The organism is Ralstonia insidiosa (genome assembly GCF_008801405.1).
GTDB classification, from domain to species: domain Bacteria; phylum Pseudomonadota; class Gammaproteobacteria; order Burkholderiales; family Burkholderiaceae; genus Ralstonia; species Ralstonia insidiosa.
On sequence record NZ_VZPV01000001.1, the window covers coordinates 2,272,791 to 2,284,521 of the forward strand.

Below are 11,731 nucleotides of genomic sequence, written 5' to 3' on the forward strand. Positions count from 1 at the left end.
GGCGGAAACCGCCATCCCACAAATTCATTGTTCAACTATGCGAACGACGGACTGGAACGACTGGGACACGTTTTGCACCGTGGCCACCCTTGGCAGCTTCACGCGTGCAGCTGACCGGCTGGGGCTGCCCAAGTCATCGGTCAGCACAGCCGTGTCACGACTGGAAGGCAAACTGGGCGCGCGCCTGTTCGAGCGGAGCACGCGCCGCCTGCGCCTGACCGACGCCGGCGAGGCCTTGCTGCGCGACGCCGGCCCATTGTTCCAGCGGCTGCGCGAAGTGTCGGAAGACGCGGCCGCGACGTTCCAGTCGCCCGCAGGCACCCTGCGCGTTGCCATGCCCTATGAATTTGCCGCCCGGCAATTTGCCGAGGTCGTGCTGGAAGTCATGCGCGAACACACCGGCCTGCGCATCGAGGTGGATGTGGCCCCGCGCCAGATCGACCCGCTTGCCCAGGGCTACGACATCATGCTGACCGTGCCGCGCGGGCCGCTGCCCGATTCCGGCCTGGTCGCCCAGCGTGTGTTCGACCTGCGGCGCGCGGTGGTGGTCGCCCCGCAACTGCTGGAACGCCTGGGGCCGCTTACCCACCCCGATCAACTGGCCGACTGGCCGTGCCTGGGCGTTTCGAACGAATCCGAATGGCAGTTCCGCACGCCCGGCGGCGAGACCATGAACCTGCCGCTGGACTTCCGCATGCGCACCTCCAATAGCGAACTGCGCATGCAGGCTGCCATTGCCGGCCTGGGTGTTGCGCGCATCACGTCGGTGTTCGCCACCGATCTGATCACCTCGGGTGCGCTGCAAGAGGTGTTGACTGATTACCAATCCCCGCCGATGCGCGTGTATGCCATCTTCCCGGGCCGTCGCCTGATGCCGGCCAAGGTGAAGGTGTTCATGGATGCCCTGCACCGCCGCATCGAGCGCTCCCGCCAGCACACCGACGTCCGGCCCACCTTCGTTGACGAAACGACACCGCCGTGGCCGCCGGAATCCCTGCTCTGATCCCATCCCAAGACGCTTTCTTCTAGTGGTAGATACGACAATGCGCCCATTTGCCCGCTCCCCCATCCGCGTCCTGACGCTGCTCCTGACCGTCGGCACGCTGTGCACGACGGCCTGCTCGCGTGCTGAAGACATCGGCAGCGTCAGCACCAATTTCCGCATCACCGGCTCCGACAAGATCGTCATCGAGGCCTTTGACGATCCGCTCGTACAAGGCGTCACCTGCTACGTATCGCGCGCCCGCACGGGCGGCATCAAGGGCACGCTGGGTGTGGCCGAAGACGTGAGCGAGGCCGCCGTGGCCTGCCGCCAGGTCGGCGACATCACCTTCGTCAAGCCGCTGCCGCAACAGGACGACATGTTCACGCAGCGCCTGTCGCTCATCTTCAAGACGCTGCACGTGGTGCGCACGGTCGACCGCAAGCGCAACGTGCTGGTCTATCTGACCTATTCCGACAAGGTCATTTCCGGCAGCCCCAAGAACAGCGTGACGGCGGTGCCGATCCCGGCCAGCCAGCCGATTCCGGTCAAGTAGGCCGCCAAACATCCGGCCATACGGCGCCCAACCGCATGGGCGCGCAGCATTGCCCATTCGCTTGAAATCATCGGTACCACAACTATAAAAAGGACTCCAACCATGGAGGCCGCCATGTCCGATGCCTATTGCGCCGCGCTTGAGCACGCATACAACGTTGCGATGGCTTTCCACCAAGCGCGGGCATCCCGGCCTCCCGCGGCGACCGCGAGCTTTGAGACGTTGCGCTCGGCGCTATACACGCCAACACCCGCCGATGGCTTGCCTGCACTGGAGGTCGTCAAGCAGTTGGCCGTCGGCGCAGAGGCTGGCCTCATGGGCATGGCCGGCCCACGGTTCTTCGCCAAGGTCATGGGCGGCTCGCATCCGGTTGGTGTCGCGGCCGACTGGATGACGAGCATGTGGGGGCAGAACAGCGGCAGTTACCACGGCTCTCCAGCCAACGCCGTCGTTGAGCAGATCGTGGAGGAATGGCTGCTGGATCTACTGGCGCTTCCGCCCGAGTGTTCGATCGGCCTCACCACTGGCGCGACCATGGCCAGCTTTGTCTGCCTTGCCGCGGCGCGCAGCAAGGTGTTGCAGCAGGCAGGCTGGAATGCCGATGCGAACGGCTTGTTCGGTGCACCGCCAATCAACGTCTGCGTAGGCAACGATGCGCATATGGCAGTCTTTGCCGCCCTACGCTATCTCGGCCTCGGCCAGGATCGCGTGACACGTATTCCGACGGACGACATGGGGCGCATGGACGTCGCTAGCCTCTCCACCGCTTTGGAGGATTGCCACGGGCCGCTGATGGTGGTCGCGCAAGCCGGCCAGATCAACACCGGCGCCTTCGACGCGTTCGACCCGATTGCGGATATCGTGCATCGGCATGGCGGTTGGCTCCACATCGATGGCGCGTTTGGCCTGTGGGCACGCGCATGCCCTGCGCTGATCCGGTTCACGGCCGGCGTCGAGCGCGCCGACTCCTGGGCAACCGATGGCCACAAATGGCTGCAAACACCGTACGACTGCGGCTACGCCATCATCAAGGACGCAGGCGCCCACCGCAAAGCCATGGCTTATGAAGCGAGCTATCTGCCACAGGCGGGTGGTGAGTGCCGGGAGCCATTTCACTATGTGCCGGAGCTTTCGCGACGCGCGCGTGGTTTTGCGACGTGGGCCCTGATCCGTACGCTGGGGCGCTCGGGCATCGCCGCGATGATCGAACAGCACTGCCGTCTCGCCAGGCGCATGGCGGAGCGACTCTCGGCCGAAGCTGGCGTCGAAATCCTGAATCCGGTGGAGCTGAATCAATTCATTGTGCAGTTCGGCGCGCAGGAATCGCCCGAACGCCGAAATCAACTGACCCGGGCCACCATCGAGCGCATTCAGGATGCCGGAGTTTGCTACGTCGCCGAAGCCATGTGGCGCGATCGGCTGGTGATGCGCTTCTCTGTCATCTCTTGGGCAACAACAGAAGAGGATATCGACCGATCCGCCGATTCGATCATCACGGCCTGGCGTCAGGTCCGTGCGACCTTCGGATCGCGGTCGCAAGGCGCATGCATCACCAAAATGGTGCAAATCTGATATTTGTAGCAGCCAAGCAACGCGGGATGGTGCATAAGTAAGCCTACGTATGGTGCATTGCAATATTTGGTCTATCATTCGGGTATTCCCTAACCGGGAAATCCCTAAGAGGCCAATCATGCAAAACACGAACGACCTGAAGCTGACCGACCAACTCGAACGCGAACTCATCGAGCGCGAAATGTCGGAAGGTATCTACTACTATCGCCGCCCGTCGGGCCATGCGTTCTCCTTCGCCCAGTTCTTCTCGGCAATCGCGAACCTGTTCAGCACGCAACGCACCGCCAAGGCCTGATCTGTCGTCATCAGCCGCCGTTATTGTCGATGGGCGTGTGCCCGAGCTAGCTGTAGCGTAGTAGCCGCAATATCAGCAGTACCGTGCGCCGGCCGCGTGTTTTTACACTCGCCGCCACACCCGCCAGGTCATGACCGCCTGGTGCCAATCGAGGGCCGGATTCCGGCCCTTTGTCATTTCTGCGGCGCCTGCTTTGCGCAACACGCCGCGTGCCGCGGCATCCTCCTTTCACCTCTGCTGCCCCCCAACCGCGCTGCGGTTGTCTTCTCATTTGCCTGTGCTTTACTGAGTAGAGCCGCGACCACCGATATCGAGACCACGCACGCATTTCCGCTGCAAGGAAGGCACACAGCGTGGCACCCGGCGCCCATCCCCCAAGGAGACTTCCATGGCGATCAGCCTCAAGCTGTCGGTCAACGGTGCGCCTGTCACCGTCAGTGTCGAACCCCATACCCTGTTGGTCCAATTGCTGCGCGAGCACCTGCGCCTGACCGGTACGCACGTTGGCTGCGATACCGCGCAGTGCGGCGCCTGCACCGTGCATATGAACGGGCGCGCGGTGAAGTCATGCAACATCCTGGCCGTCCAGGCTGACGGTGCCGAAGTGACGACCATCGAAGGGCTGTCAAAAGATGGTGCGCTGCACCCAATGCAGGAAGCCTTTCGCGAGTGCCACGGCCTGCAATGCGGCTTCTGCACCCCCGGCATGGTGATGGCGGCCACGGCGCTGGTTGCGCAACACCCGCATCCGGATGAACACATGGTGCGCGAGCAGCTTGACGGCAATCTGTGCCGCTGCACTGGGTATCACAACATCGTGCGCGCCGTGATGAAAGGGGCCGAAGCGATGGCCGAGGATGGTGACGCATCCTCCCTGCAAAGCCTGGCCGCCGCGCGCGCCCACGCTGCCTGATCAGGTGACCAACAAGGCGAGGACACCACCATGAACGCTCCCGCAGAACCCAACAATCACCTGATCGGCGCGGCCGTCAAACGCAAGGAAGACTTCCGCTTCCTGACCGGCGCCGGGCAGTACACCGACGACGTCGTCCAGGCCCACCAGTCCTATGCGGTGTTCCTGCGCTCGCCCTATGCGCATGCCCGTATCAAGCACATCAACGCCGATGCGGCGCGCAACCATCCGGGCGTGCTGGCCGTACTCACGGGCGACGACCTGGCTGCCGACAAGGTCAACGGCCTGCCGTGCGGCTGGCTGATCCACAGCATTGACGGCACCCCGATGAAGGAGCCGCCCCACCCCGTGATCGCACAGGGCAAGGTGCGCCATGTGGGTGACCAGGTGGCGCTGGTGGTGGCCGATTCAGTGAAGATCGCCAAAGATGCCGTCGAGATGATCGACGTAGAATACGAAGAGTTGCCCGCCGTGGTGGACACCGCCACTGCACCAACGGCCGGCTCCGCCGTGCACGACGACGTGCCGGACAACACCTGCTACACCTGGGGCCACGGCGATAAGGCCGCCACCGACGCCGCCTTCGCCAAGGCCGCGCATGTGACGCAGCTGGATATCGTCAACAACCGGCTGATTCCGAACGCGATTGAGCCGCGCGCCGTCAACGCCAGTTACTCGCGCCAGGACGACAGCTACACGCTCTACGTCGCCAACCAGAACCCGCACGTGGAACGCCTGCTGATGTCGGCCTTCGTGCTGGGCCTGACCGAAGCCAAGGTGCGCGTGATTGCGCCGGACGTGGGCGGCGGGTTCGGCTCGAAGATCTTCCTGTACCCGGAAGACGTGGCGCTCACGTGGGCATCGAAGAAGGTCGGCCGGCCGATCAAGTGGACGGCGGAGCGGTCCGAATCCTTCCTAACCGACGCGCATGGCCGCGACCATGTCACGCACGCCGAACTGGCGCTCGACGCGCAAGGCAACTTCCTCGCCATGCGTGTGCACACCACGGCCAACATGGGCGCGTATCTGTCGACGTTTGCCAGCAGCGTGCCGACCATCCTGTACGCGACATTGCTGGCAGGCCAGTACAAGACGCCAGCCATCTACGCCGAGGTGAAAGCGGTCTTCACAAACACGGCGCCAGTGGATGCCTACCGTGGCGCTGGGCGGCCGGAAGCCACGTATGTGGTCGAGCGGCTGGTCGAAACCGCGGCGCGTGAAATGCAAATCGATCCTGCAGAACTGCGCCGCCGCAACTTCATCCGCACGTTCCCCTACGCCACGCCCGTTGGCCTGACGTACGACACGGGCGACTACGAGCCCCTCCTGCAACGCGCCATCGAACTGGCCGACGTGAAGGGCTTCCCCGCCCGCCGCGACGCCTCGCGTGCCAAGGGCCGGCTGCGCGGCATGGGCTACTCCTGCTACATCGAGGCGTGCGGGTTGGCGCCATCGAACATCGCCGGAGCGCTTGGTGCGCGCGCAGGACTGTTTGAGGCGGGCGAAATCCGCGTGCATCCGACGGGCTCCGTCACTGTCTTCACCGGCTCACACAGCCACGGCCAGGGCCACGAGACCACCTTTGCGCAAGTGGTGGCCGATCGCCTGGGTGTGCCCATCGAGAACATCGAGATCGTGCATGGCGATACCGGCCGCATCCCCTTCGGCATGGGCACCTATGGGTCGCGCTCGATTGCCGTGGGCGGCTCGGCCATCATGAAGGCGCTGGACAAGATCGAGTCCAAGGCGAAGAAGATCGCCGCGCACCTGCTGGAAGCCTCCGCCGAGGACATTGAGTTCAAGGACGGCGTCTTCCGCGTGGCCGGTACCGACCGCACCAAGACCTTCGGCGAAGTCGCGCTCACGGCCTACGTGCCGCACAACTATCCGCTCGACAAGCTCGAACCCGGCCTCGACGAAAACGCCTTCTACGACCCGACCAACTTCACCTACCCGGCCGGCGCGTACATCTGCGAGGTGGAAGTCGACCCCGATACCGGCGAGGTCCACATCGACCGCTTCGTCGCGGTGGACGACTTCGGCAACATCATCAACCCGATGATCGTCGAGGGGCAGGTGCATGGTGGGCTCGGCCAGGGCATCGGTCAGGCGTTGCTGGAACGCTGCGTATATGACGAAACCGGCCAGTTGCTGACGGGCTCCTACATGGACTACGCCATGGCGCGCGCCAACGATCTGCCGAGCTTTACGGTGGAAACCGCCAAGGGCACGCCGTGCACGCACAACCCGCTGGGCGTGAAGGGCTGCGGCGAGGCTGGCGCCATCGGCTCACCGCCGGCACTCATCAACGCCATCGTTGATGCGCTCGCCCCGCTGGGCGTGAAGGACATCCAGATGCCCGCCACGCCGCACCGTGTCTGGCAAACCATTCAAGCGGCCAAGGCCTAGGTAGAGGAGCCCACCATGTACGACTTCGAATACCAGAAAGCCACCGACGCCCAGACCGCTGTCACTGCGCTAAAAACGCACGCAGACGCCAAGTACCTCGGCGGCGGCCAAAGCCTGCTGGCGGCGATGAAGTTGCGGCTGGCGCAGCCCTCCACGCTGGTGGATGTCACGCGCATTCCCGGCATGTCAGGCATCCGCTCGCAGCCGGGCGTGATCACCGTGGGCGCGGCCACACGCCATGCCGACGTGGCCGAGAGTGACGAGATCCTTCGCATGCTGCCCGCGCTAGCGGAACTGGCCGGCGGCATTGGCGACCGGCAGGTGCGCGCCATGGGCACGTTGGGCGGGTCGCTCGCCAACAACGACCCGGCTGCGTGCTATCCGGCCGCTGTGCTGGGGCTGAATGCCACCGTCGTCACCGAGCGGCGCAACATTGCGGCGGATGATTTCTTCCTCGGCATGTATGAGACGGCACTGGCAGCGGATGAACTCATCACCGAAGTGCAGTTTCCCGTGCCGGATCAGGCCGCTTACGTGAAATTCCGCAACCCCGCGTCGCGCTTTGCGCTGGTGGGCGTGTTTGTCAGCCGCAAGGGCAACAACGTGCGTGTGACGGTCACGGGTGCGGCGCCGTGCGTGTTCCGCTGTGCGCCGTTGGAACAGGCGCTGGCGGCCAGCTTCACGTCGGAGGCGGCGCGCAAGGTGGTGGTGTCAGCTGATGATCTGGTGGGCGACCTGCATGCCTCACCGGAATATCGGGCGCACCTGATTCCAGTGCTGACAGCACGCGCGGTTGAGCAGGCGTTGGCGCACCATCACTAAGCGCATTTCTAAGCGCATTTGCTAGGAAACTGCATGCCGGTCGACTCCATCGACGACTGCATCGCGCAACTGCAAGGCCAGGGCTACTTTGCCAGCCGTGAGCTGGCTACAGCCCTGTTCCTCGCGCTGCGCATGCAGCGGCCGCTGTTTCTGGAAGGCGAACCCGGCGTCGGCAAGACCGAACTGGCGAAGGCGGCGGCCGGGCTGCTCGGCACGTCGCTGCTGCGGCTGCAATGCTACGAAGGGCTCGACACCGCCAGCGCCCTCTACGAGTGGGATTACCCGCGGCAGATCATGGCGTTGCGCCTGGCCGAAGCGGCGGGTGAAAAACCGCGTGCCGACACGCTTTACCGGGATGAATTCCTCCTCAAGCGCCCTTTGCTGCAGGCGCTGCTGCCTGACCCCGCCCACCCGGACACGCCACGCGTCCTCCTGATCGACGAGATCGACCGCGCCGATGAACCGTTCGAGGCGTTCCTGCTGGAGCTGCTGTCGGATTTTCAGGTGTCGATTCCGGAATTTGGCACCGTGCGTGCGCAGGTGATTCCACTGGTCATCATGACCTCCAACCGCACGCGCGAGGTGCACGACGCGCTCAAGCGACGCTGCCTGTATCAATGGATCGGTTACCCCGACAAGGCGCGTGAGCTGCAGATCGTGGCGCAGCGCGCGCCTGAAACCGCCGCCCATCTGCAGCAACGTGCGGTGGATTTCGTGCACCGCCTGCGTGGCATCGACCTGTTCAAAGCCCCCGGCATTGCCGAGGCGATCGACTGGTGCCGCGCACTGGCTGCACTGAACGTGATGGAGCTGGATCCGCAGTCCGTGCAGGACACGCTGGGCGTGCTGCTCAAGTACCAGGACGACCTGGCCCGCGTGGACGCGCCGACCATTGAGCAACTGCTGGCGGCACCCGCGTTGCCGGAGTAACCATGGACACGTTGACCGCGCCGTTACCGACGCAGTTGCCCATCCTCGCCCGCAACGTGACGCACTTCGTGCGCCTGTTGCGCAACGCCGGCATGCCGCTTGCGCCCTCACGCGCCGTGGATGCCATCGAAGCCATGGGCCATCTCGACATTGGCCGCCGAGACGACGTCAAAGCCGCGCTGACCGCCTTGCTGGTCTCGCACCCGGACGAACGCACGCTGTTTGATGCCGCATTCAACGTGTTCTGGCGCGACCCGGATTGGGAGGGCAAACTGCGCGCCCTGCTGCTGCCCAAGGTGCGGGGCGGCATTCCCCCCGCGCGCAGCAACCGCCTGGCCGATGCGCTGCGCGCACAACCGTCGAACAACCTGCCGCCCGGCCCAACGCCCGACGGCGAGCGGCACGACATCGTTGCGCCAATGGCGTTTTCTGCAAACGAAGCGCTGCGCACGCGCGATTTCGACACGCTCAACGCCGCGGAGTGGCGCACGCTGCAGCACATGATCCGGCGCAGACGCGTGCACTTGGCGCAGGAGCGCACGCGTCGGCTGAAAGCGGGCTCACGCGGACGCCATCCGGACCTGCGCGCCACCACTCGTCAGGCCGTGCGTGCCGGCGGCGACTGGACCGGCTGGAAATACCGCCAGCCGGTCGACCGCACACCCCCGCTCGTGCTGCTGCTCGACATCTCCGGATCCATGAGCCGCTATTCGCGCGCGGTGCTGTATTACTGCCACGCGCTGGTGCAATCGCGCGAGCGCATCCAGGCCTTTCTGTTCGGCACGCGATTGACCAACGTATCGCGGCATCTGCGCGAGCGTGATCCGGACATTGCCGTGCAAGCCATCGCGCAACTCGTGCCAGACTGGTCCGGCGGCACGCGCATCGGCGCAGCACTGGCCGAGTTCAACCGCCGCTGGGCGCGCCGCACACTGTCTGGTCGTGCCACCGTGCTGCTCGTGACCGACGGGCTCGACCACGAGCACATCGACCTGCTCGACACCGAGATGGCCCGCCTCGCGCGCTTTGCCCACCGTATCGTCTGGCTCAACCCATTGTTGCGCTTTGCCGGCTTCGAGCCCCGGGCACGCGGCGTGCGGGCCATCCTGCCGCACGTCGACGCGATGGTGCCGGCACACCATTTCGACAGCCTGGCGGCGCTGGAGCAGGAATTGGCGCATGCGCGCCGCACCCCGTTTCCCCGCCCCCATCACGCCCGCCCGACCGCCCCATGGAACTAGCCCAGACCCATCTCCTGCCCGTACCCTTGCAGACCGCCTGGGATGCACTCAACGATCCGGCCGTGCTGCAGCGCTGTATCCCGGGCTGCGAGAGCATCACCGCGGCCGGCGACCATGCCTACGAGGTCGCCATGACAGCGGCCGTCGGCCCCGTCAAGGCGCGCTTCAAGGGGCGCATGGAACTCACCGATATCGCGCCGCCGCGCAGCTACAGCCTGCATTTCGACGGCCAGGGCGGCGCCGCGGGTTTTGGCAAAGGCAATGCACAAGTGGAACTCTCGCCCGAGGGGCCGACGGTCACTCGGCTGTCCTACACCGCCAACGCGCAGGTGGGCGGCAAACTCGCGCAGATCGGCTCACGCTTGATCGACGGTGCTGCGCGCAAACTGGCCGACGAATTCTTCCAGCGTTTTGCGGCAGAATTCGGCCCCGCCTCCGATGGCGCGGCCGCGCTCGACAACCAGCCCGCCGAACAGGCCATCCCGGATCTGGCAGCCGGCGAACTCCAGGCCCACGGGGCACCACAAGGCGCACCGAACATCGGCCCCGCCGTGCAGCCTCGCAGTCCGTGGCCATGGATCATCGTGGCCGCAGTGGCCGTGGTGGCGGCCTACTTGTTTTTGCACCACGGGGCATAATCGGGCACCTCCCCGCATTGAACACCGCGCGTAAGCGCAGGAAACGCAGGAAACGCAGGAAACGCATCATGGACAGCGTCGATCTTGAAGTCTTGAAAACCAGCGTGCGCTGGCTGGAACAGGGGCGGCGCGTGCTGCTCGTTACCGTTGTGAAGACATGGGGCTCGTCGCCCAGGCCCGAAGGCGCCATGCTCGCGCTGCGTGATGACGGCGTGGTGGTCGGCTCGGTATCGGGCGGCTGCATTGAAGACGACCTGATCGATCGTGTGCGCCGCGAAGGCCTGCAGCAGGTCAAGCCCGAGGCCGTCAAATACGGCATCAGCGCGGAAGAGGCCCACCGCTTCGGCCTGCCGTGCGGCGGCACGCTCCAGCTCGTGCTGGAGCCGCTGAACGCTGCCAGCGGTCTCGATGCCCTGCTGCACGCCGTGGAAGCCGGTCAACTTGTCGCCCGCACGCTCGACATGACCACGGGTGCGACGCAGTTGCAGCATGCCACCGTCACCGACGGGCTGCAGTTTGACGAAGAACGCTTGGTCACCATTCACGGCCCACGCTATCGGATGCTCGTCATCGGCGCCGGGCAGCTCTCCCGATACCTGTGCCAAATCGCCGTGGGCCTGGACTACCAGGTGACGGTGTGCGACCCGCGCGAAGAGTACAGTGAGGAATGGGACATCCCGGGCGTGGCGATGGTCCGCACCATGCCCGACGATACGGTGGAGGCCATGAAGCTGGATGAGCGCTGCGCCGTCGTCGCCCTCACGCACGACCCCAAGCTCGACGATCTGGCGCTCATGGAAGCGCTCAAGACGCCTGCCTTCTACGTGGGCGCGCTCGGCAGCCGCCGCAACAACGCCAGCCGCCGCGAGCGCTTGAAGGAGTTCGACCTGACCGAGGCGGAACTGGCACGCCTGCACGGCCCGGTAGGCATCTACATCGGCAGCCGCACGCCGCCGGAGATCGCCATCTCCATCCTGGCCGAGGTGACGGCGGCCAAGAACGGCGTTTCGCTGCCAACCATCCTGCAGGTGGAGGGAGCCAAAGCCGCGCGCGAAATTGCGGCCAATGCCACGTCCAGCTGCACAGTGCCGCAAGCCTAAAGTCAGCCTTCTAGCGTGAAAGGTCTACAAAAGGGCGTGCCGAAAGGCGCTTGAAAGGTTACATTCTTATAAATCGCTGATTCTGCGCGGCTTCTGACCGCACCGCACAACACCTGTCATGCGGCGCGGCGAGCCTCGCACCTTGCGCGCCCTGCAGATGTGCCCTTTCGGGGCCTGCGCGCACCACCAGCGTTCCGTGTCCGCGCATGCGGCACCGATGCGGTTATTGGCAGGCGGGTTGGTCGCTCGCTTCGCACTTCAAAGATTTCGAGC

The 11,731-nt window shown here is 65.0% G+C and carries 11 protein-coding genes; all 11 read left to right on the forward strand.

Features of this window, described 5'->3' with window-relative positions; all coding sequences use genetic code 11:
- The first annotated feature begins 37 nt into the window (after positions 1 to 37).
- Positions 38 to 1,003 carry a LysR family transcriptional regulator gene (locus F7R11_RS10840; RefSeq protein WP_064803451.1) on the forward strand — a complete coding sequence of 322 codons (966 nt, stop codon included), beginning with the start codon at positions 38 to 40 and terminating at the stop codon, positions 1,001 to 1,003.
- A 40-nt stretch (positions 1,004 to 1,043) separates the two neighbouring features.
- Positions 1,044 to 1,538: a CreA family protein gene (locus tag F7R11_RS10845; protein WP_021194452.1), complete on the forward strand. Its 495-nt coding sequence runs from the start codon at positions 1,044 to 1,046 to the stop codon at positions 1,536 to 1,538.
- Positions 1,539 to 1,640: 102 nt separating this feature from the next.
- Positions 1,641 to 3,110 carry a pyridoxal phosphate-dependent decarboxylase family protein gene (locus tag F7R11_RS10850; protein ID WP_231973206.1) on the forward strand — a complete coding sequence of 490 codons (1,470 nt, stop codon included), beginning with the start codon at positions 1,641 to 1,643 and terminating at the stop codon, positions 3,108 to 3,110.
- Positions 3,111 to 3,228: 118 nt separating this feature from the next.
- The gene (locus F7R11_RS27020; RefSeq protein ID WP_021194451.1) at positions 3,229 to 3,405 is read left to right on the forward strand and encodes a hypothetical protein; all 177 of its coding nucleotides are present in this window, start codon (positions 3,229 to 3,231) and stop codon (positions 3,403 to 3,405) included.
- A 388-nt stretch (positions 3,406 to 3,793) separates the two neighbouring features.
- The gene (locus F7R11_RS10855; protein ID WP_064803455.1) at positions 3,794 to 4,318 is read left to right on the forward strand and encodes a (2Fe-2S)-binding protein; all 525 of its coding nucleotides are present in this window, start codon (positions 3,794 to 3,796) and stop codon (positions 4,316 to 4,318) included.
- Positions 4,319 to 4,348: 30 nt separating this feature from the next.
- The gene (locus F7R11_RS10860) at positions 4,349 to 6,727 is read left to right on the forward strand and encodes a xanthine dehydrogenase family protein molybdopterin-binding subunit (RefSeq protein ID WP_064803457.1); all 2,379 of its coding nucleotides are present in this window, start codon (positions 4,349 to 4,351) and stop codon (positions 6,725 to 6,727) included.
- A 15-nt stretch (positions 6,728 to 6,742) separates the two neighbouring features.
- Positions 6,743 to 7,549 (forward strand): FAD binding domain-containing protein, encoded by an 807-nt coding sequence (locus F7R11_RS10865; RefSeq protein ID WP_064803459.1) that lies wholly within the window; start codon positions 6,743 to 6,745, stop codon positions 7,547 to 7,549.
- Between the two features lie 33 nt (positions 7,550 to 7,582).
- A complete protein-coding gene (locus F7R11_RS10870; protein ID WP_064803461.1) occupies positions 7,583 to 8,479 on the forward strand; it encodes an AAA family ATPase in 897 nt (298 codons plus the stop codon).
- Positions 8,480 to 8,490: 11 nt separating this feature from the next.
- Entirely contained in the window at positions 8,491 to 9,720 is a 1,230-nt protein-coding gene (locus F7R11_RS10875; protein ID WP_104577614.1) for a vWA domain-containing protein, read from the forward strand.
- Positions 9,711 to 10,358 carry an SRPBCC family protein gene (locus F7R11_RS10880; RefSeq protein WP_064803463.1) on the forward strand — a complete coding sequence of 216 codons (648 nt, stop codon included), beginning with the start codon at positions 9,711 to 9,713 and terminating at the stop codon, positions 10,356 to 10,358. The genes F7R11_RS10875 and F7R11_RS10880 overlap by 10 nt, the downstream gene beginning before the upstream one ends.
- 68 nt (positions 10,359 to 10,426) lie before the next feature.
- Complete coding sequence (locus tag F7R11_RS10885; protein ID WP_064803465.1) at positions 10,427 to 11,458, forward strand: XdhC family protein; 1,032 nt, start codon at positions 10,427 to 10,429, stop codon at positions 11,456 to 11,458.
- Positions 11,459 to 11,731 lie beyond the last annotated feature (273 nt).